Raw genomic sequence first — 21159 nt, 5'->3', positions numbered from 1 at the left:
TCGGCGCGCTGCTGCGCGGCGTTGATCGTGAAGGTGTCGAGCGCGGCCAGGTTCTGGCCAAGCCCGGTACGGTGAAGCCGCACAATAAGTTCGTGGCCGAAGCCTACATCCTGACCAAGGACGAAGGTGGCCGCCACACGCCGTTCTTCACCAACTACCGTCCGCAGTTCTACTTCCGCACGACCGACGTGACCGGCATCGTGTCGCTGCCGGAAGGCACCGAAATGGTGATGCCGGGCGACAACATCACGGTCGATGTCGAGCTGATCGTGCCGATTGCCATGGAAGAGAAGCTGCGCTTCGCTATCCGTGAAGGCGGCCGCACCGTCGGTGCCGGCATCGTCGTCACCATCAAGGAATAATCGAGCCCGGCATTCGCCGGATCAAAAAGAAAAGGGCGGTCTTCGGGCCGCCCTTTTCTTTTGCGGGGCTATCGGTTGCGACCCTGGCGGTCGAACCCTGTTGCAAGGCTCCGGGCCTCGACTAGTATAGGTTGCATCGAGGGGCTTATTCCAAATGGTTCCAAGGCGGTTTTTCCATCGTCGGGCATTGTGGCCGCTGGCTCTGACCTGGCTGCTCGCATTGCTTGCCGAAGGCCCGTCAGCCTTTGCGGCGGATGCGGCGCCGGATCTTGGGCCGACGATGCGGTTCGGCATTGTCCGCAGCAACGCACCGGGGTGCGAGCCGATCTGCCCGGAATGGATCTCGGCCGAGGGCTCGATAGAAGCCGGCACGCCGGCACTCTTCAAACGCATGCTGAAGACGCTTGGCGGCCGGAAACTGCCTGTTGTCGTCGATTCTCCCGGCGGCAATGTCGAGGCGGCGCTGACGCTTGGCCGGCTGATCCGCAAGAACAAGTTCGATATCGCCATCGGTAAGACGGTGTTTTCCAGCTGCCAGCCCGGTGCGAAGGGGTGCCAGGACCGTGACGCCCGCTACTTCGGCGATGTCATCGACTATGGCGCCATGTGCAATTCCGCCTGTCCTCTGATGTTTGCCGGCGGTATCAGGCGGGTGGCCGGCGAATGGGCCTATCTCGGCGTCCATCAGATCACCACGACCTACATTCGTACGAAATTGCAATACCGGACCACCTACCGCATCGTGGGGGGCAAGAAGAAGATCCTCAACACAAAGATCGTCAGCCGCAAGAACGCCGGCAGCTACAAGACCTACGAGATGAGCAAGTCCGTGGAGAAAAAGCTGGCAGCCTACCTGAAACAGATGGGCATCGAACAAAGCATGCTCGAAACGATGAAGGGCACCCCGGCCAGCGAAATCCACCAGATCGCCCTCGACGACATGCTGGCGATGAAGCTGGTCACCAGCACGGACGCTGTAGGCCTGCTGACAGCGGCAAGCCTGTGCGAGCCCGGCCGCCTGGCCGCGAATTGCCGGGAGGTGCCGGGCAACAAGCCTGATGGCCTGACGGCGACCGCGGCCAAGCCAACGCCGCCAGCAATCGAACCCGAGGCGGCGCGGCGCGATGAGGACATGCGCTTCGTTGTCGTTCGCGGCACCAATCCACTCTGCAATCCAGACTGCCCGGAATGGATCTCGGCAGAAGGCCCGATCACCCCCCGGACCCCGCAGAAGCTGCGCCAATTGCTCGCCATGCTTGGCAAACGGCAACTGCCTGTCGTGATCAGTTCGAGGGGAGGCGACCTGCTCAGCGCTCTGGCGGCAGGACGGCTTATCCATGAAAAGAAGCTCGACGTCGCCGTTGGCCGCACCGATTTCGTCGGCTGTGACCCAGGGGCGTGGAATTGCCTGGCCAAAGAGGGCGCCTATGCCGGGCTGAGCATCGATGCCGGCGTGGAGTGCGATTCGGCCTGCGCGCTGATGCTTGCCGGCGGCATCAGGCGGTTTGTCGGTCCCCAGGCGCGGCTTAGCCTTTACCCGATGGGGCAAAAGCAGATGGTCAAGGCCTATCTCGAGGAGATGGCGATCGGTCCCGCCCTGTTCGCGGCGATCGAGCGGCGCTCGGTCGAGCGCCGGCTGGAACCCGGCATGATGCTGAAGGTCGGCCTGACGACCGGCCTGCAATCGGTCGACGCGCTGACCGGTGCCACCATTTGCGAGGCGGTGCCAAGACCCGAGAATTGCCGGATCCGGCCTTCCGCCAATGCCGAGGCTGATGCGCCGGCCAAATTGTAGTGTGCGGCGGAGCCGGAAACCGGCCATGAGGCAGGTTGAGCCGCTTCCGATTGTTCCGCTATCGTCGCTGCTGGCGGCGCCAGGCAGGCGGAGGATCGATGCCGGCCTAGCCACCGGATACGAAACCATGATCGGCACGAAGCGTATCGGGCGCAGACATCCGGAATAGCGCCACAATAGGGCGGAATGCTGCACTGGCCTGCAACCGTGAACGGTCCCGAGATGCTGATCGCCCATCTTCCAAGTGGCTATATTCTCGGAACGTTCATGCGCAGGCAGTGGCCTGGCAGCCTGGCTATCGTCGGGGCCGCCATGGTCGGCAGTGTCATCCCCGATATCGATATGCTGTATTTCCATTTCATCGACGGCGGACGCACCCACCATCACTCCTATATGACGCATTGGCCGCTGTTCTGGGCGGCCGCAGGGGCGCTGTCGTTGCTATTCGTCAGCTGGCGCGCCCGCTCGTATCTGGCAGCCACGGCTGCCTTCTTTGCCGCCGCCATGCTGCATATGGTCCTCGATACGCTGGCGTCGCCGATATTGTGGCTGATGCCATTCGATCGGCGGGCGTTCGAACTCGTCACTGTACCGGCGGACTTCAGCAATTGGGTGCTGAGCTTTTTGCTGCACTGGACGTTCGCATGCGAGCTCCTGATATGCGGCTGGGCGCTTTGGCTTGCACGCGGGCGACCGCAGCCTGCCATGAATGCCGCTTGAGGACGCTCCACATCGAAGAGGGCAGGCGACGTCTCTCTCAATCACGCCACCGCGCGCTGTCGACTTCAGGCCGGAGCTTGGGATCGACCCGGATGGCCTTGTCGGGATTAAGGCGCGTTTGCTTGCAAACCGCTCTTTACAGAGCGTGCGGAAGCTTTTAGGAAGCGCCTTCTGCGCCGACATGCGCACGATACGGGCATAGCTCAGTTGGTAGAGCGGCGGTCTCCAAAACCGCAGGTCGTAGGTTCGAGCCCTGCTGCCCGTGCCATTCCCTGAATGGCATTCAACCCAATGTTTCGCCGTTTCGAAATGGCGTTTCAAAGCGATATTTCCATGGCCTGGCCTTTGAAAATCGGCGACCCGCTTGCCATATAGGGTCGATTGGGGCATAAGAGCGCCATAGCCGGGACGGAACGACTGGATGGTTCCGAGGCGGTGTTTGGTCATAAAGCGGAGACTTGCCACTTGCGTGGATCAAGAATCGGTTTTATGTAGACGAAACAGACACGCGACGCGTGGAGCTGGGAAACCGGCTTTACGCGTCTGATTTGCATGGGCGAAATGATTGCGCTGATTCGGCGCGAGATTGGGCTCAGGCGGCACGTCCCGGCCAGCGGGATCATCCAGGAGACCCGGCCAACGGGTCTTGAAGACAGAGCGGCATATGGCTTCGAAAACCACAAATCCTTTCGTCTTTCTCCAGCAGGTTCGCGCGGAGACCGCCAAGGTGACTTGGCCGTCGCGACGCGAAACGATGATCTCGACGGTGATGGTTCTGGCCTTCGCAGTGATCGCGATGATCTTTTTCTTCACCGCCGATCAGCTCATGGGCCTTGCGGTCGAACAGATTCTGGGCATCGGACGCTAAGTCCGGCGATTACGGAGAAGTCTTGAAATGACCGCGCGCTGGTACATCGTCCACGCTTATTCGAACTTTGAAAAGAAGGTCGCCGAGGATATCGAGAACAAGGCCAAGCAGAAGGGCCTGTCCGCCGACATCCACCAGATCGTGGTTCCGACCGAGAAGGTCGTCGAAGTTCGCCGCGGTCGCAAGGTCGATGCCGAGCGGAAGTTCTTCCCGGGCTATGTGCTGCTGAAGGCCAATTTGACCGATGCGGTGTTCTCGCTGGTCAAGAACACACCGAAGGTCACCGGCTTCCTGGGCGACTCCAAGCCGGTGCCGATCACCGAGGCGGAAGCCCAGCGCATCCTGAACCAGGTGCAGGAAGGCGTCGAGCGGCCCAAGCCCTCGGTCACGTTCGAGATCGGCGAAGCGATCCGCGTTTCGGATGGTCCGTTCGCGTCGTTCAACGGTTTCGTCCAGGAAGTGGACGAGGAGCGGGCGCGGCTCAAGGTGGAAGTTTCGATCTTCGGGCGCGCCGTGCCGGTCGATCTGGAATTCGGACAGGTCGAAAAGGGCTGATCCGAAATCCCTGACGCCGGTTTGGCGATCAGGGGAGGCGGCGCGGAAGCGCGCGGCCTGAGACGGTGGGAGGCGAGTGCGGCTTTAGCCGGCTGCGCGAACCGCACCACCAGACTGCAACCGCCGGCATGACCGGCATAGACAAAGGCAGGAAAAGAGATGGCTAAGAAAATTGCAGGCCAGCTCAAGCTCCAGGTGAAAGCGGGATCGGCGACGCCGTCTCCCCCGATCGGCCCGGCGCTTGGTCAGCGTGGCATCAACATCATGGAATTCTGCAAGGCGTTCAACGCGCAGACCCAGGAAATGGAAAAGGGATCGCCGGTTCCGGTCGTCATCACCTACTATCAGGACAAGTCCTTCACCTTCGTCATGAAGACGGCGCCGGTGAGCTACTTCCTGAAGAAGGCGGCGAACCTGACGTCCGGTTCCAAGGAGCCGGGCAAGGTCAAGGCCGGTACGGTTTCGCGTGACAAGGTCCGCGAGATTGCCACCGCGAAGATGAAAGACCTGAACGCAAACGACGTCGAAGCGGCCATGCGCATGGTCGAGGGCTCCGCCCGCTCGATGGGTCTGGAAGTGGTGGGCTAAGATCATGGCAAAGATTGCAAAGCGCGTATCGAAGACCCGCGAAGGCATCGATCCCAACAAGGCTTATGCCCTGGGCGATGCGCTGAAGCTGCTCAAGGACCGTTCCTCGGTGAAGTTCGATGAGACCATCGAAGTCGCCATGAACCTCGGCGTCGACCCGCGCCATGCCGACCAGATGGTCCGCGGCGTGGTCAACCTGCCGAACGGCACCGGCCGCTCGGTGCGTGTCGCCGTGTTCGCCCGTGGCGACAAGGCCGACGAAGCGCGCGCCGCCGGCGCCGACATCGTCGGTGCCGAGGATCTGGTCGACATCGTCCAGAAGGGCACGATCGATTTTGATCGCTGCATCGCCACGCCGGACATGATGCCGCTCGTCGGTCGTCTGGGCAAAGTGCTCGGCCCGCGCGGCATGATGCCGAACCCGAAGGTCGGCACCGTCACCACCGACGTTGCCGCCGCCGTCAAGGCATCCAAGGGCGGCGCCGTCGAGTTCCGTGTCGAGAAGGCTGGCATCGTCCATGCCGGCGTCGGCAAGGTCTCGTTCGACGTCAAGGCCCTGGAAGAGAACATCCGCGCCTTCGCCGATGCGGTGACCAAGGCAAAGCCGACTGGCGCCAAGGGCAACTACGTCAAGAAGGTGTCGGTCACCTCGACGATGGGCCCGGGCCTCAAGCTCGACGTCGCGACGCTCAACGCGTCCTGATAAGTTTTGATCGAGATCGGCCGGTAAACGGCTGATCTGCAAAGAATTCCGGGCCTCCGACCTAGTTGGCGGCCCGGTACCGGAAGCCGAGAGGTTTCCGGACATCCTGTCCGAGATTGCAGGCGGCCCAGAAGCCTTAATTCGATTTGGGCCTGCATGAGACGGGTGAAGACCGGACAACGGAGCGATTGCTCCAATGAAAGGTTCGAACCGTGTTTGCCTTTTGTCTGCGCATCGCCGGCTTGACCGTCGATGTGGCGAAAGGGGGCAGGATCCTCGAGCGTCGTTCGGGAGATCCGTTACTGGATGGCCCGGCCGACAAAAGGCAACCCGACGCCTGTCCTCGTCAATGGGATGTTCCCGTTAACAGGATTGGGGTCAACTGGAGATAGGCAGTGGACAGAGCGGAAAAACGCGAACTCGTCACGGGCCTGAACGGTGCGTTCTCGAACGCAGGTTCAGTGGTCGTGGCCCACTACGCCGGTATCACCGTCGCGCAAATGAACGACCTTCGGTCGAAAATGCGCGCCGCCGGTGGCACCGTCAAAGTCGCGAAGAACCGTCTCGCCAAAATCGCTCTTCAGGGCACGGACTCCGCATCGATCATCGAGCTGTTCAAGGGACAGACGCTGATTGCTTATTCGGAGGATCCGATTGCGGCGCCGAAGGTCGCGTCCGATTTCGCCAAGGGAAATGACAAGCTCGTCATTCTCGGCGGCGCAATGGGCACCACCTCGCTCAATGCCGACGGTGTGAAGGCACTCGCCACACTTCCGTCGCTCGATGAGCTGCGCGCCAGGCTGGTTGGCATGATCGCCACGCCGGCAACCCGGATCGCCCAGATCGTCAATGCGCCAGCGGCCTCGGTCGCGCGCGTCATCGGCGCTTACGCCCGGAAGGACGAGGCGGCATGAGGCCGTTCCTCGCTATCACAAACACACGTTCGAACCTTATGAAGGAACACAACAATGGCTGATCTCGCAAAGATCGTAGACGACCTTTCGAAGCTGACCGTCCTCGAGGCGGCCGAGCTGTCGAAGCTTCTGGAAGAAAAGTGGGGCGTTTCCGCCGCTGCTCCGGTGGCTGTTGCCGCCGCTGGCGGTGGTGCGGCCGCTGCTGCTCCGGTCGAGGAAAAGACGGAATTCGACGTCGTCCTCACCGAGGCAGGCGCTCAGAAGATCAACGTCATCAAGGAAGTCCGCGCCATCACCGGTCTTGGCCTCAAGGAAGCCAAGGATCTGGTCGAAGCGGCTCCGAAGCCGGTCAAGGAAGGCGTTTCCAAGGCCGACGCTGACAAGTTCAAGGCCCAGCTGGAAGCAGCCGGCGCCAAGGTCGACCTGAAGTAATCGTGAAAGCGGCGGGCGGCCTCGCGCCGTCCGCCACTCCCTTCGCCCGGAGGGAGCACGCGTAACGCGAGATCTACGAGAACCTCTTTCCTGAGGGCCGAAAACCGGCCTTCAGGAAACGGGTTTTCTCCCGTTCTAGCCGGCCGCCGACAGGCGCCGGGAAAACAGACAGAGGGTTGCCGCCAAGGTGGCCCAGAATGCAAGGCGAGCCGCGGCGAGGCTCGTCCCGAGTTTAGAGCTAAGGAGCGACGATGGCCCAGACCCAGACTTTCAATGGCCGCAGACGCGTACGCAAGTTCTTCGGAAAGATCCCGGAAGTTGCGGAGATGCCGAACCTCATCGAGGTTCAGAAGGCATCCTATGATCAATTCCTGATGGTGGCGGAGCCCAAGGGCGGGCGTCCGGACGAGGGACTGCAGGCTGTTTTCAAGTCGGTTTTCCCGATCTCCGATTTTTCCGGCTCCTCGATGCTGGAGTTCGTGAAGTACGAGTTCGAAGGACCGAAATTCGACGTTGACGAATGCCGTCAGCGCGACCTCACCTATGCCGCGCCGTTGAAGGTGACGCTGCGCCTCATCGTGTTCGATATCGACGAGGATACCGGCGCCAAGTCCATCAAGGACATCAAGGAGCAGGACGTCTACATGGGCGACATGCCGCTCATGACCTTGAACGGCACCTTCATCGTCAACGGCACCGAGCGCGTCATCGTCTCGCAGATGCACCGCTCGCCGGGCGTCTTCTTCGACCATGACAAGGGCAAGTCGCACTCGTCGGGCAAGCTTCTGTTTGCCGCGCGCGTCATCCCCTATCGCGGCTCGTGGCTCGACATCGAGTTCGATTCCAAGGACGTCGTGCACGCCCGCATCGATCGCCGCCGCAAGATTCCGGTGACGTCGCTGCTGATGGCGCTCGGTATGGACGGCGAAGAGATCCTGTCGACCTTCTACAACAAGATCACCTACAAGCGCGCCGGCGACCATTGGCGCATTCCGTTCAACGTCGAGCGTTTCCGCGGCCTCAAGGCCGTCGGCGACCTGGTCGATGCCGATACCGGCGAAGTCGTCGTCGAAGCCGGCAAGAAGATCACCGCCCGCCAGGCGAGGGCGCTTGGCGAAAAGGGTCTCAAGGCGATCAAGGCCACCGACGAGGACCTGCTCGGTAACTATCTGGCCGAGGACATCGTCAACTACGCCACCGGCGAGATCTTCCTCGAGGCCGGCGACGAGATCGACGAGAAGACGCTGAAGGTTCTGCTCGGCACCGGCGAAGACGAGATCAAGGTTCTCGACATCGACCACGTCAATGTCGGCGCCTATATCCGCAACACGCTCAACGTCGACAAGAACGAGAGCCGCCAGGACGCGCTGTTCGACATCTATCGTGTCATGCGCCCCGGCGAGCCGCCGACGCTCGAAACCGCCGAAGCCATGTTCAACTCGCTGTTCTTCGACAGTGAGCGCTACGATCTGTCGGCCGTCGGCCGCGTCAAGATGAACATGCGCCTCGAGCTCAAGGCCGAGGACACCGTGCGCGTGCTGCGCAAGGACGACATCCTGGCCGTGGTCAGGACGCTGGTCGAGTTGCGCGACGGCAAGGGCGAGATCGACGACATCGATAATCTCGGCAACCGCCGCGTGCGTTCGGTCGGCGAGCTGATGGAAAACCAGTACCGCGTCGGCCTGCTGCGCATGGAGCGCGCGATCAAGGAGCGTATGTCCTCGATCGAGATCGACACGGTCATGCCGCAGGACCTGATCAACGCCAAGCCGGCGGCTGCCGCCGTGCGCGAGTTCTTCGGTTCCTCGCAGCTGTCGCAGTTCATGGACCAGACCAATCCGCTGTCGGAGATCACCCACAAGCGCCGCCTCTCGGCGCTTGGACCGGGCGGTCTGACCCGCGAGCGCGCCGGCTTCGAAGTGCGCGACGTGCACCCGACGCATTACGGCCGCATCTGCCCGATCGAGACGCCGGAAGGCCCGAATATCGGTCTGATCAACTCGCTGGCCACCTTCGCACGCGTCAACAAGTACGGCTTCATCGAGAGCCCGTACCGCAAGATCGTCGACGGCAAGCTGACCAATGACGTCGTCTATCTCTCGGCGATGGAAGAGGCCAAGCACCATGTCGCGCAGGCCAACGCCGAGCTCGACAAGAACGGTGGTTTCGTCGACGAATTCGTCATTTGCCGCAGCGCCGGCGAAGTGATGATGGCGCCGCGCGAAAACGTCGATCTGATGGACGTGTCGCCCAAGCAGATGGTGTCGGTGGCCGCGGCCCTGATCCCGTTCCTGGAAAACGACGACGCCAACCGCGCTCTGATGGGCTCGAACATGCAGCGTCAGGCCGTGCCGCTGGTGCGCGCCGAGGCGCCGTTCGTCGGCACCGGCATGGAGCCGATCGTCGCCCGTGACTCGGGTGCCGCCATCGGCGCCCGCCGCGGCGGCATCGTCGACCAGGTGGACGCGACGCGTATCGTTATCCGCGCCACCGAAGATCTCGATCCGGGCAAGTCCGGCGTCGATATCTACCGGCTGATGAAGTTCCAGCGTTCGAACCAGAACACCTGCATCAACCAGCGTCCGCTGGTTCGCATGGGTGACCGGGTCAACAAGGGCGACATCATCGCCGACGGTCCGTCGACCGAGCTCGGCGATCTGGCGCTCGGCCGCAACGTGCTGGTCGCGTTCATGCCGTGGAACGGCTACAACTACGAGGACTCGATCCTCCTGTCCGAACGCATCGTCGCCGATGACGTCTTCACCTCGATCCATATCGAGGAGTTCGAGGTCATGGCGCGCGATACCAAGCTCGGGCCGGAGGAAATCACGCGCGATATTCCAAACGTCTCGGAAGAAGCGCTGAAGAACCTCGACGAAGCCGGCATCGTCTATATCGGTGCGGAAGTTCAGCCGGGCGACATCCTGGTCGGCAAGATCACGCCGAAGGGCGAAAGCCCGATGACGCCGGAAGAGAAGCTTCTGCGCGCCATCTTCGGCGAAAAGGCATCCGATGTGCGCGACACCTCGATGCGCATGCCTCCGGGCACTTTCGGCACGGTCGTCGAGGTGCGCGTCTTCAATCGCCACGGTGTGGAAAAGGACGAGCGCGCCATGGCGATCGAGCGCGAGGAGATCGAACGCCTCGCCAAGGACCGCGACGACGAGCAGGCCATTCTGGACCGTAACGTCTACGCGCGTCTGTCCGACGTGCTCGTCGGCAAGGAAGCGATCGCCGGACCGAAGGGCTTCAAGAAGGGCTCGACGCTGTCCAAGGATACGCTCGACGAGTATCCGCGTTCGCAGTGGTGGCAGTTTGCCGTGGAGAACGAAAAGCTCCAGAGCGAACTCGAGGCGCTCCGTGGCCAGTACGACGATTCCAAGAAGGCGCTCGAACAGCGCTTCATGGACAAGGTCGAGAAGGTCCAGCGCGGCGACGAAATGCCTCCGGGCGTCATGAAGATGGTCAAGGTCTTCGTGGCCGTGAAGCGCAAGATGCAGCCCGGCGACAAGATGGCCGGCCGCCACGGCAACAAGGGTGTCGTGTCGCGGATCGTTCCGGTCGAGGACATGCCTTTCCTCGAGGACGGCACACATGCCGATATCGTGCTCAACCCGCTGGGTGTGCCGAGCCGCATGAATGTCGGCCAGATCCTGGAGACGCATCTGGGCTGGGCATGCGCGGGCATGGGCAAGAAGATCGGCGAGCTGATCGACACGTACAAGGCAGCCGGCGATATCAAGCCGCTGCGCAAGACGCTCGAGAGCTTCATCCCGGCCAACGACCGCAACGAGCCGGTTCGTGACTATGACGACGAGAGCATTGTTCGCCTCAGCGAGCAGATGCGCCGCGGCGTCTCGATCGCGACCCCGGTGTTCGACGGCGCGCATGAGGCTGACATCAACATCATGCTGGAGCAGGCGGGCCTGCACACATCAGGTCAGTCGCAGCTCTATGACGGACGCACCGGCGAGCCGTTCGATCGCAAGGTGACGATGGGCTACATCTACATGCTCAAGCTTCACCACCTCGTGGACGACAAGATCCACGCGCGTTCGATCGGTCCGTACTCGCTCGTCACGCAGCAGCCGCTGGGCGGCAAGGCGCAGTTCGGTGGCCAGCGCTTCGGCGAGATGGAGGTCTGGGCGCTGGAAGCATACGGCGCCGCCTACACGCTGCAGGAAATGCTGACGGTGAAGTCCGACGACGTCGCCGGTCGTACCAAGGTCTACGAGGCGATCGTGCGTGGCGACGACACCTTCGAGGCCGGCATCCCCGAGAGCTTCAACGTTCTCGTCAAGGAAATGCGGTCTCTCGGCCTCAATGTCGAGCTGGAGAACACCAAGCTCGACGACAACCCTGTCCGGCTGCCCGATGCTGCCGAATAGGGGCGCGGCCGAGTAAACAAGACGTTCGGTCGCGGAAATCGCGACCGAACGCACCAAATTCTTCGGCCGGTGGCCGACACACGACGGCGGGCGTTTGGCCCGCGCTAGATGCAAGGGGTTTTCGAGGACCCCGAAAAGGAGAACGGCATGAACCAAGAGGTCATGAATCTCTTCAATCCGCAGGCGCCTGCGCAGGTGTTCGATTCCATTCGGATATCGCTTGCCAGCCCTGAGAAGATTCTGTCCTGGTCTTTCGGCGAGATCAAGAAGCCGGAGACCATCAACTACCGCACCTTCAAGCCGGAGCGTGACGGTCTGTTCTGCGCGCGCATTTTTGGCCCGATCAAGGACTACGAGTGCCTGTGCGGCAAGTACAAGCGCATGAAGTACAAGGGCGTCATCTGCGAGAAGTGCGGCGTCGAAGTCACGCTGTCGCGCGTTCGCCGCGAGCGCATGGGCCATATCGAGCTGGCGGCTCCGGTCGCCCATATCTGGTTCCTGAAGTCGCTGCCGTCGCGCATCGGCACGCTGCTCGACATGACCCTGAAGGACATCGAGCGCGTTCTCTACTTCGAGAACTACATCGTCACCGAACCTGGCCTCACCGCGCTGAAGGAGCACCAGCTGCTCAGCGAGGAAGAGTACATGATCGCCGTCGACGAGTATGGCGAGGATAGTTTCACCGCCATGATCGGCGCCGAGGCCATTCATGACCTCCTGGCGGGCATGGACCTGGAGAAGATCGCCGGCGACCTGCGTTCGGAACTGGCTTCGACCACCTCCGAGCTGAAGCAGAAGAAGTATCTGAAGCGGCTCAAGGTCGTCGAGAACTTCATGGAATCCGGCAACCGTCCGGAATGGATGATCATGAAAGTGGTTCCGGTGATCCCGCCGGACCTGCGCCCGCTGGTTCCGCTGGACGGCGGCCGCTTCGCCACGTCGGATCTGAACGATCTCTATCGCCGCGTCATCAACCGCAACAACCGTCTGAAGCGGCTGATCGAGCTGCGGGCGCCGGGCATCATCGTGCGCAATGAAAAGCGCATGCTGCAGGAAGCCGTCGATGCGCTGTTCGACAACGGCCGTCGCGGCCGCGTCATCACCGGCGCCAACAAGCGCCCGCTGAAGTCGCTGTCCGACATGCTCAAGGGCAAGCAGGGCCGGTTCCGTCAGAACCTGCTCGGCAAGCGCGTAGACTATTCCGGCCGCTCGGTCATCGTGACCGGTCCGGAGCTCAAGCTGCATCAGTGCGGCCTGCCCAAGAAGATGGCGCTCGAACTGTTCAAGCCCTTCATCTACGCCCGTCTCGACGCCAAGGGTTACTCCTCGACCGTCAAGCAGGCGAAGAAGCTGGTCGAAAAGGAGCGTCCGGAGGTCTGGGATATCCTCGACGAGGTCATCCGCGAACATCCGGTGCTGCTGAACCGTGCGCCGACGCTGCACCGTCTCGGCATCCAGGCGTTCGAGCCGATCCTGATCGAGGGCAAGGCGATCCAGCTGCACCCGCTGGTCTGCACGGCCTTCAACGCCGACTTCGACGGCGACCAGATGGCCGTCCACGTGCCGCTGTCGCTGGAAGCGCAGCTTGAAGCCCGCGTGCTGATGATGTCGACCAACAACATCCTGCACCCGGCTTCCGGCGCGCCGATCATCGTGCCGTCGCAGGACATGGTTCTGGGCCTCTACTATCTCTCGATCGTCAACCAGAACGAGCCGGGCGAGGGCATGGTGTTTGCCGACATGGGCGAACTCCAGCATGCGCTCGAGACCAAGGCGGTGACGCTGCACTCCAAGATCAAGGGTCGTTTCCGCACGGTCGACGCCGAAGGCAAGGTCGTGTCGAAGATCCATGACACGACGCCTGGCCGCATGATCATCGGCGAGCTTCTGCCGAAGAACGTCAACGTGCCTTACGAGACCGCCAACCAGGAGATGACCAAGAAGAACATCTCCAAGATGATCGACACCGTCTACCGCCATTGCGGTCAGAAGGAGACGGTCATTTTCTGCGATCGCATCATGGCGCTCGGATTCAGCCATGCCTGCCGTGCCGGCATTTCGTTCGGCAAGGACGACATGCTGATCCCGGATGCCAAGATCAAGCTGGTCTCCGACACCGAGGCTTTGGCCAAGGAATACGAGCAGCAGTACAATGACGGTCTGATCACGCAGGGCGAGAAGTACAACAAGGTCGTCGACGCCTGGGCCAAGTGCTCGGAAAAGGTCGCCGACGAAATGATGGCCCGCATCAAGGCGGTCGAGTTCGAGGACAATGGCCGTCAGAAGCCGATGAACTCGATCTACATGATGTCGCACTCCGGTGCGCGTGGCTCGCCCACCCAGATGCGCCAGCTTGCCGGCATGCGCGGCCTCATGGCCAAGCCGTCGGGTGAAATCATCGAGACGCCGATCATCTCGAACTTCAAGGAAGGCCTGACCGTGCTCGAGTACTTCAACTCGACCCACGGCGCCCGCAAGGGTCTGGCCGACACCGCCTTGAAGACGGCGAACTCGGGTTACCTCACCCGTCGTCTGGTCGACGTGGCGCAGGATTGCATCGTCAACTCCGTCGACTGCGGCACCGACAAGGGCCTCACCATGCAGCCGATCGTCGATGCCGGTCAGGTCGTCGCTTCGGTCGGCCAGCGCGTGCTGGGCCGTACGTCGCTCGACGACATCACCCATCCGGTGTCGGGCGAGATCCTGGTCAAGGCCGGAACGCTGATGGACGAGCGTGACGTGGAACAGATCGAAAAGGCCGGCGTCCAGTCGGTTCGCATCCGCTCGGCACTGACTTGCGAAGTCAGGGTTGGCGTCTGCGCGGTCTGCTACGGTCGCGATCTGGCCCGCGGCACCCCGGTCAACCAGGGCGAAGCCGTCGGCGTCATCGCGGCGCAGTCGATCGGCGAGCCGGGCACGCAGCTCACCATGCGTACCTTCCACATGGGCGGTACCGCGCAGGTGGTGGACAGCTCGTTCCTTGAAGCCTCGTATGAGGGCAAGGTCGAGATCCGCAACCGCAACGTGGTGCGCAACTCCGACGGCCAGCAGATGGTCATGGGCCGCAACATGGCGGTTCTGATCCTCGACGAAGCCGGCAAGGAGCGCGCCTCGCACCGCCTCACCTATGGTTCGCGCATCTTCGTGGACGATGGTGACAAGGTGAAGCGCGGCCAGCGTATCGCCGAGTGGGATCCCTATACCCGTCCGGTCCTCACTGAAATCGAGGGCAGGGTGTCGTACGAGGATCTGGTCGACGGCATTTCCGTTCAGGAAACGGCCGACGAGTCGACCGGCATCACCAAGCGTGAGGTCATCGACTGGCGCTCGACGCCACGCGGCAACGACCTGAAGCCGGCGATTGCGATCCAGGACGCCAAGGGCAAGGTCGGCAAGCTGTCGAAGGGCGGCGACGCCCGCTTCCTGCTCTCGGTCGAGGCCATTCTTTCGGTCGAGCCGGGTTCGCAGGTTCGCCCCGGCGACGTTTTGGCGCGTATTCCGATGGAAAGCGCCAAGACCAAGGACATCACCGGCGGTCTGCCGCGTGTTGCCGAGCTGTTCGAGGCACGTCGTCCGAAGGATCACGCCATCATCGCCGAGATCGACGGCACGATCCGCTTCGGCCGCGACTACAAGAACAAGCGTCGCATCATCATCGAGCCGCATGACTCGACGCTTGAGCCGGTCGAATACCTGATCCCGAAGGGCAAGCCGTTCCATCTCCAGGACGGCGACGTCATCGAGAAGGGCGACTACATCCTCGACGGCAATCCTGCGCCGCACGACATCCTGGCGATCAAGGGCGTGGAGGCACTTGCTTCCTACCTCGTCAACGAGATCCAGGAAGTCTATCGTCTGCAGGGCGTGTCGATCAACGACAAGCACATCGAGGTGATCGTTCGCCAGATGCTGCAGAAGGTCGAGATCACGGTGCAGGGCGACTCGACCTACATTCCAGGCGATCATGTCGACGTGATCGAACTGGAAGAGGTCAACGAGCGTCTGGTCGAGGACGGCAAGAAGCCGGCCGAAGGCCTGCCGGTGCTGCTCGGCATCACCAAGGCATCGCTGCAGACGCCGTCCTTCATCTCGGCCGCCTCCTTCCAGGAAACGACCCGGGTGCTGACGGAGGCTGCGGTTGCCGGCAAGACCGACATGCTGCAGGGCTTGAAGGAAAACGTCATCGTCGGCCGGCTGATCCCGGCCGGTACCGGCGGCACGATGAGCCAGATCCGGCGCATCGCCACCTCGCGCGACGAACTGATCATCGACGAGCGCCGCAAGGCCTCGGGTGCGGAAGTCGCCGAGCCGATGCTGGCCGACATGACAACCGCCGCGCAGTAAGCGCGGCGGCAGGAATCTCAGGCAAAAAAAGGCCGTCGGGGCGACCCGGCGGCCTTTTTTCATTGCGTTGGAGCCGAACTTTGTGGCGGTGGCGAAGTGAGGAGCATCGTCTGATGCCTTGTTTTGCAGGCTGGCGCCGCCCCTCATCTGCCTGCCGGCATCTTCTCCCCGTATAGTGACGGGGAGAAGGACGCCGTCGCTGACGATTTCGCCAATCGGCGACCTTGCAGGGCGAACGCCGGCGTCGCCATTGCCCCTTTCTCCCCGTCACTATACGGGGAGAAATGTCCGGCAGGACAATGAGGGGCGGCGCGCCCTTCGCAAATGATCCGGGAAGTGGGGATCGGAGCGAGGTCGCTCTTCACAGCCCATTGTCAATCGAAGAACGCCTCGACCACGTTGCGCTTGCCGAGCATGAAAGCGTCGGCGACATGCTGCAGCGGCGCCAGATCGACATCGGAGACGCCGGCGCGGACGATCTTGGCGAAGCGCTTGTAGAGCATCGGATACTCGGCCTCCGGTTCGTCATGAACCACCTTGCCGTCGATGGCGAGCTTCGAGCCGCCGCCCGACAGCACCATCGCGCCCTTGTCGGTGTCGGCCAGGATGTCCCAGCTTTGCGGGCCTGTCTGCAGCCAGTCGAGGTCCATCGTCACCGGCAACCCGTTCGAGGTGCGGAAGGCGACGCGCGCGGCAACCGGGGAGGCGCGGTTTTCGGGAAAATCCAGCACCGCCGAGGTGATGAACATCGCCGGCAGGATATGGGTGGCAATCGACAGCGCGTTGATGCCGGGATCGAAGACGCCGAAACCGCCGGGAGCCCAGATCCATTCCTGGTTCGGGTGCCAGCGGCGCACGTCTTCCTTCCAGTTGATGGCGGCCGAGTGGATGCGGGCTGAACTTAGAAAAGCACGCGCTGCCTCGACCGCCGGCGCATAGCGCGAGTGCCAGCTGGCGAACAGCGAGACGCCGTTCTGCGCGGCCAATGTCTTGAGGTCCTCGACCTCGCTGACCGTGGCGCCAGGCGGCTTCTCCAGGAAGACATGCTTCTTGGCCATCAGCGCGGTGCGCGCCGCATCGTAGCGGAACTGCGGCGGCATGCAGAGCGACACGGCCTCGAGCTCGGGCACCGCGTCGAGCATGGCTTCGATATCAGGGAAATTCGGGATGTCGTCCACCTTGCCGTGACGGCTGGCAGCCGCGATGAGGCGATAGTCCTGGTCTTTCGCCAGGGCCGGCAGATGCTGGTCGCGGACGATCTTGCCGACGCCGACGATGCCTATCTTGATGGGCTGGGACACGGCCGCTCCGTCTGTTTGATGATGGTGATGGTTTCTTACCAGAACACTTGCCCCGGGCAAGCCGAAGCCGAGAAGCCTAGCTCGGCCTTCCTTGAGGCGGCAGTGCACATTTTGTCGGCTGGGAAGGCCTCGGTCGCCGATTCGTCTCGGCAGTCGATTCGAAAGCTGGACCGGGTTCGGGTTCAGATCGGCACGTCGAAGGTAACGATCGACACTTCGCCTTCGAGCGCGCCCTGGAAGGCGGAGATATGCGGCTCGTCGTCGGGGATGCCGTCCATGTCGCCGATCTGGTCGAGCTCGGCCTCGGCGTATCCTTCGGCGGCAAGCGATTCGAGTGCCCGGCGCACCGCCGAATCGTCGTCGGGCGCGACCAGCATGACGTGGACGCCTTCCGGTTTGCCGCCTTTTTTCTTCCACACCCGGCCGGTGATGATGGTGACCGGGCGTTCTTCATTGTCGTTCACGGGCCGATTCCTCTTGGCAGCGGGTGGGCGGGCGAGGAGGTTTTGACTGCTCATGCGGCCTTTTCGCATGAAGCAAGGCCGCGCAACAGCGCAAACCCATTCACTTTGCCTGAAGGCTTGTCACTTTCTTCCTCGCTCTTGCAAAAATGCGAAAGAAAATTACATGCGGTTTTCGCATGGCTGCCAAGCCTTGGTCGGCGCGCAATATTTAGTGCTCCGGGCTTGACGGTCCGCGGTCTTACGAGTAGAAGCCGCCCAGTCAGAACCGATGTGAGGCTCTCCCTTCCGAAGCGACACGCTTTGGAGTTTGCCTCAAACAGGGTTCGTTTTACGAGCGAAAAGACATTTCCGGCGTGCACGAAGCGGCTTCCGCTTCCTCTGCCTTTTGTTCGGGCAAGACCGCGAGGCGCGGTTTATGGCCCGAATTTGCGTATGGAAATGACGCTTTGAGCGGCCCTGACCGGGCGAGACACGGAATTGAGAGACAAGAGGGTTTAATGCCTACCGTCAACCAGCTGATCCGCAAGCCGCGCATTGCGCCGGTGAAGCGCAACAAGGTCCCGGCCATGCAGCAGAACCCGCAGAAGCGGGGCGTCTGCACGCGCGTCTATACAACGACGCCGAAGAAGCCGAACTCGGCGCTGCGCAAGGTGGCCAAGATCCGCCTGACCAATGGTTTTGAAGTGATCGGGTACATCCCCGGCGAAGGCCACAACCTTCAGGAACACTCCGTGGTGATGATCCGCGGCGGCCGCGTCAAGGATCTTCCGGGCGTTCGCTACCACATCATCCGCGGCGTGCTCGACACGCAGGGTGTGAAGAACCGCAAGCAGCGCCGTTCGAAGTACGGCGCCAAGCGTCCGAAGTAAGGGGCGTCCGAAGTAAGATTTTCCGGCCTTGGCGCTCCTCGAGTGCGTCGGGCTATGAGATTGAGAGACAAAAGCCATGTCGCGTCGTCACAGTGCAGAAAAGCGTGAGATCAATCCGGACCCGAAGTTCGGCGATCTGATCGTCACCAAGTTCATGAACGCCGTCATGTATGACGGCAAGAAGTCGGTCGCCGAGACCATCGTCTACGGCGCGCTCGACCAGGTTCAGTCGAAGACCAAGCAGGAGCCGGTCACCGTCTTCCATCAGGCGCTCGACAATGTCGCGCCGCATGTTGAAGTGCGTTCGCGTCGTGTCGGTGGCGCCACCTACCAGGTTCCGGTCGACGTGCGCCCCGAGCGCCGCCAGGCATTGGCCATTCGCTGGCTGATCGCTGCGGCCCGCAATCGCAATGAGACCACGATGGTCGACCGCCTCTCCGGCGAGCTGATGGATGCGGCCAACAACCGCGGCACGGCTGTCAAGAAGCGTGAAGACACCCACAAGATGGCTGAAGCCAACCGCGCTTTCGCGCACTACCGCTGGTAAAGCGCGAACGAGACTGAGAGGCAGCTACGATGGCCCGCGAATACAAAATCGAAGACTACCGCAATTTCGGTATCATGGCGCATATTGACGCCGGCAAGACGACGACCACCGAGCGCGTCCTCTACTACACGGGCAAGTCGCACAAGATCGGCGAAGTCCATGACGGCGCTGCCACCATGGATTGGATGGAGCAGGAGCAGGAGCGCGGCATCACGATCACCTCCGCCGCGACCACGACCTTCTGGAAGGCTCGTGACGGCAAGATGCACCGCTTCAACATCATCGACACCCCCGGCCACGTCGACTTCACCATCGAAGTCGAGCGTTCGCTGCGCGTGCTCGACGGCGCCATCGCGCTGCTCGATGCCAATGCCGGCGTTGAGCCGCAGACCGAGACCGTCTGGCGCCAGGCCGACAAGTACCGCGTTCCGCGCATGATCTTCTGCAACAAGATGGACAAGATCGGCGCCGACTTCTACCGCTCGGTCGAGATGATCGGTTCGCGCCTCGGTGCGCATGCCGTTGTCATGCAGCTGCCGATCGGCGCCGAGACCGAGTTCAAGGGCGTCGTCGACCTCGTCGAGATGAACGCGCTTGTCTGGCGCGACGAGACGCTGGGCGCTGCCTGGGATGTCGTCGAGATCCCGGACGACCTCAAGGCTCGTGCCGAAGAATACCGCGAGAAGATGATCGAGGCCGCCGTCGAAATGGACGAGACGGCGCTTGAGAATTACCTCGAAGGCAAGATGCCGTCGAATGACGAGATCCGCGCGCTGATCCGCAAGGGCACCATCGCGGTCAAGTTCTACCCGATGTTCTGTGGCTCGGCCTTCAAGAACAAGGGCGTGCAGCCGCTGCTCGACGCCGTCGTCGAATATCTGCCGTCGCCGGCCGATGTTCCCGCCATCAAGGGCGTCGATGCCAAGACCGACGCCGAGATCGAGCGTCATGCCGACGACAACGAGCCGCTGTCGATGCTCGCCTTCAAGATCATGAACGACCCGTTCGTCGGTTCGCTGACCTTTGCCCGCATCTATTCGGGCAAGCTCACCAAGGGCATCTCGGTCGACAACACCGTGAAGGGCAAGAAAGAGCGCATTGGCCGCATGCTGCAGATGCATGCGAACTCGCGCGCCGACGTCGAAGAGGCTTTTGCCGGCGACATCGTTGCTCTTGCCGGTCTCAAGGACACGACCACCGGCGATACGCTGAGCGATCCGCTGCATCCGGTCATCCTCGAGCGCATGGAATTCCCCGATCCGGTCATCCAGATCGCCATCGAGCCGAAGACCAAGAACGATCAGGAAAAGATGGGCCTCGCCCTTCACCGCCTGGCCGCCGAAGATCCGTCCTTCCGCGTCAAGACCGACGAGGAAAGCGGCCAGACCATCATTTCCGGCATGGGCGAACTTCACCTCGACATCATCGTCGACCGTATGCGTCGCGAGTTCAAGGTCGAGGCCAATGTCGGCGCACCGCAGGTGGCTTATCGCGAGACGATCACCCGCAGGCACGAGCAGGACTACACGCACAAGAAGCAGACCGGCGGTACCGGTCAGTTCGCTCGCGTCAAGATCGTCTTCGAGCCGAACCCGGACAGCAGCGAGTTCGAATTCGAGACCAAGATCGTCGGCGGCGCCGTGCCGAAGGAATACATCCCGGGTGTCGAAAAGGGCATCAACAGCGTCATGACCTCGGGTCCGTTCGCGGGCTTCCCGATGATCGGCGTCAAGGCGACCCTCATCGACGGCGCTTACCACGATGTCGACTCCAGCGTTCTGGCCTTCGAAATCGCCGGCCGCGCCTGCTTCCGTGAAGCCGCACCCAAGCTTGGCGTGCAGCTGCTCGAGCCGATCATGAAGGTCGAAGTGGTGACGCCGGAAGATTACGTCGGCAGCGTCATCGGCGATCTGAACGGTCGTCGTGGCCAGATCCAGGGCCAGGAAGCGCGCGGCGTCGCCGTCGTCATCAACGCGATGGTGCCGCTCGCCAACATGTTCAAGTATGTCGACAACCTGCGCTCGATGAGCCAGGGCCGTGCGGCCTACACCATGCAGTTCGATCACTATGAGCCGGTTCCGACCGCAGTGGCTCAGGAAGTCCAGAAGAAATACGCCTAAGGGTTTCTTAGCCACCGGGTCGCGCCCCTTGCGCGGTGCCGGATCTGAAGAGCGAATAACAATTTCCCCTTAGCGGGTAGAATAGACGGAGAACGATTATGGCCAAAGGTAAATTCGAGCGTAACAAGCCTCACGTGAACATCGGCACGATTGGCCACGTCGACCATGGCAAGACGTCGCTGACGGCGG

At 62.0% G+C, this 21159-nt stretch carries 17 protein-coding genes and 1 tRNA gene; 16 read left to right on the top strand and 2 right to left on the bottom strand.

The window, feature by feature from the left end:
• The 12 genes from NKJ67_RS34120 to rpoC all read left to right on the top strand — a co-directional run.
• The coding region (locus tag NKJ67_RS34120; RefSeq protein WP_502905260.1) for an EF-Tu C-terminal domain-related protein at positions 1-362 on the top strand (362 nt) is incomplete at its 5' end.
• A 154-nt stretch (positions 363-516) separates the two neighbouring features.
• The gene (locus NKJ67_RS34115; protein ID WP_352585743.1) at positions 517-2157 is read left to right on the top strand and encodes a COG3904 family protein; all 1641 of its coding nucleotides are present in this window, start codon (positions 517-519) and stop codon (positions 2155-2157) included.
• Positions 2158-2379: 222 nt separating this feature from the next.
• Complete coding sequence (locus NKJ67_RS34110; RefSeq protein ID WP_352585741.1) at positions 2380-2877, top strand: metal-dependent hydrolase; 498 nt, start codon at positions 2380-2382, stop codon at positions 2875-2877.
• Between the two features lie 192 nt (positions 2878-3069).
• Positions 3070-3145: transfer RNA gene (locus NKJ67_RS34105), tRNA-Trp, on the top strand.
• A 396-nt stretch (positions 3146-3541) separates the two neighbouring features.
• Complete coding sequence (secE, locus tag NKJ67_RS34100; RefSeq protein ID WP_013531408.1) at positions 3542-3745, top strand: preprotein translocase subunit SecE; 204 nt, start codon at positions 3542-3544, stop codon at positions 3743-3745.
• A gap of 27 nt (positions 3746-3772) precedes the next feature.
• Positions 3773-4300: a transcription termination/antitermination protein NusG gene (nusG, locus tag NKJ67_RS34095; RefSeq protein ID WP_013531409.1), complete on the top strand. Its 528-nt coding sequence runs from the start codon at positions 3773-3775 to the stop codon at positions 4298-4300.
• Positions 4301-4459: 159 nt separating this feature from the next.
• Positions 4460-4888 carry a 50S ribosomal protein L11 gene (rplK, locus tag NKJ67_RS34090; protein ID WP_013531410.1) on the top strand — a complete coding sequence of 143 codons (429 nt, stop codon included), beginning with the start codon at positions 4460-4462 and terminating at the stop codon, positions 4886-4888.
• A gap of 4 nt (positions 4889-4892) precedes the next feature.
• On the top strand, positions 4893-5591 hold the full coding sequence (gene rplA, locus NKJ67_RS34085) for a 50S ribosomal protein L1 (protein WP_013531411.1): 699 nt from the start codon (positions 4893-4895) through the stop codon (positions 5589-5591).
• Positions 5592-5986: 395 nt separating this feature from the next.
• A complete protein-coding gene (rplJ, locus tag NKJ67_RS34080) occupies positions 5987-6505 on the top strand; it encodes a 50S ribosomal protein L10 (protein ID WP_013531412.1) in 519 nt (172 codons plus the stop codon).
• Between the two features lie 54 nt (positions 6506-6559).
• Positions 6560-6937 (top strand): 50S ribosomal protein L7/L12, encoded by a 378-nt coding sequence (rplL, locus tag NKJ67_RS34075; protein ID WP_023762907.1) that lies wholly within the window; start codon positions 6560-6562, stop codon positions 6935-6937.
• 251 nt (positions 6938-7188) lie between these two features.
• Positions 7189-11325, top strand: coding sequence for a DNA-directed RNA polymerase subunit beta (gene rpoB, locus NKJ67_RS34070; RefSeq protein ID WP_127271908.1), 4137 nt, complete (start codon positions 7189-7191; stop codon positions 11323-11325).
• A 147-nt stretch (positions 11326-11472) separates the two neighbouring features.
• Positions 11473-15669 (top strand): DNA-directed RNA polymerase subunit beta', encoded by a 4197-nt coding sequence (gene rpoC, locus NKJ67_RS34065; RefSeq protein ID WP_013531415.1) that lies wholly within the window; start codon positions 11473-11475, stop codon positions 15667-15669.
• Between the two features lie 374 nt (positions 15670-16043).
• On the opposite strand, the gene NKJ67_RS34060 is transcribed toward rpoC, so the two are convergent.
• Complete coding sequence (locus tag NKJ67_RS34060; RefSeq protein ID WP_352585738.1) at positions 16044-16970, bottom strand: Gfo/Idh/MocA family protein; 927 nt, start codon at positions 16968-16970, stop codon at positions 16044-16046.
• A gap of 182 nt (positions 16971-17152) precedes the next feature.
• Positions 17153-17434, bottom strand: coding sequence for a transcriptional regulator (locus NKJ67_RS34055; protein WP_127273529.1), 282 nt, complete (start codon positions 17432-17434; stop codon positions 17153-17155).
• A gap of 497 nt (positions 17435-17931) precedes the next feature.
• Between NKJ67_RS34055 and rpsL the strand changes: the two genes are divergently transcribed.
• From rpsL to NKJ67_RS34035, 4 genes are all read left to right on the top strand, one after another.
• Positions 17932-18303 carry a 30S ribosomal protein S12 gene (gene rpsL, locus NKJ67_RS34050; RefSeq protein WP_006333356.1) on the top strand — a complete coding sequence of 124 codons (372 nt, stop codon included), beginning with the start codon at positions 17932-17934 and terminating at the stop codon, positions 18301-18303.
• 76 nt (positions 18304-18379) lie between these two features.
• Entirely contained in the window at positions 18380-18850 is a 471-nt protein-coding gene (gene rpsG, locus NKJ67_RS34045; RefSeq protein ID WP_008875664.1) for a 30S ribosomal protein S7, read from the top strand.
• Between the two features lie 29 nt (positions 18851-18879).
• On the top strand, positions 18880-20970 hold the full coding sequence (fusA, locus tag NKJ67_RS34040) for an elongation factor G (protein ID WP_023762913.1): 2091 nt from the start codon (positions 18880-18882) through the stop codon (positions 20968-20970).
• Positions 20971-21068: 98 nt separating this feature from the next.
• The coding region (locus NKJ67_RS34035) for a GTP-binding protein (RefSeq protein WP_032908143.1) at positions 21069-21159 on the top strand (91 nt) is incomplete at its 3' end.

The sequence above is a fragment of the Mesorhizobium sp. M0088 genome, from assembly GCF_040322895.1.
Classification (GTDB): domain Bacteria; phylum Pseudomonadota; class Alphaproteobacteria; order Rhizobiales; family Rhizobiaceae; genus Mesorhizobium.
This window is presented reverse-complemented; position numbering and strand designations above follow the sequence as displayed.

Coding starts and splice junctions, on each gene's coding strand:
- NKJ67_RS34115 (WP_352585743.1), top strand. CDS start 517: ATGGTTCCAAGGCGGTTTTTCCATCGTCGGGCATTGTGGCCGCTGGCT.
- NKJ67_RS34110 (WP_352585741.1), top strand. CDS start 2,380: ATGCTGATCGCCCATCTTCCAAGTGGCTATATTCTCGGAACGTTCATG.
- secE (WP_013531408.1), top strand. CDS start 3,542: ATGGCTTCGAAAACCACAAATCCTTTCGTCTTTCTCCAGCAGGTTCGC.
- nusG (WP_013531409.1), top strand. CDS start 3,773: ATGACCGCGCGCTGGTACATCGTCCACGCTTATTCGAACTTTGAAAAG.
- rplK (WP_013531410.1), top strand. CDS start 4,460: ATGGCTAAGAAAATTGCAGGCCAGCTCAAGCTCCAGGTGAAAGCGGGA.
- rplA (WP_013531411.1), top strand. CDS start 4,893: ATGGCAAAGATTGCAAAGCGCGTATCGAAGACCCGCGAAGGCATCGAT.
- rplL (WP_023762907.1), top strand. CDS start 6,560: ATGGCTGATCTCGCAAAGATCGTAGACGACCTTTCGAAGCTGACCGTC.
- rpoB (WP_127271908.1), top strand. CDS start 7,189: ATGGCCCAGACCCAGACTTTCAATGGCCGCAGACGCGTACGCAAGTTC.
- rpoC (WP_013531415.1), top strand. CDS start 11,473: ATGAACCAAGAGGTCATGAATCTCTTCAATCCGCAGGCGCCTGCGCAG.
- rpsL (WP_006333356.1), top strand. CDS start 17,932: ATGCCTACCGTCAACCAGCTGATCCGCAAGCCGCGCATTGCGCCGGTG.
- rpsG (WP_008875664.1), top strand. CDS start 18,380: ATGTCGCGTCGTCACAGTGCAGAAAAGCGTGAGATCAATCCGGACCCG.
- fusA (WP_023762913.1), top strand. CDS start 18,880: ATGGCCCGCGAATACAAAATCGAAGACTACCGCAATTTCGGTATCATG.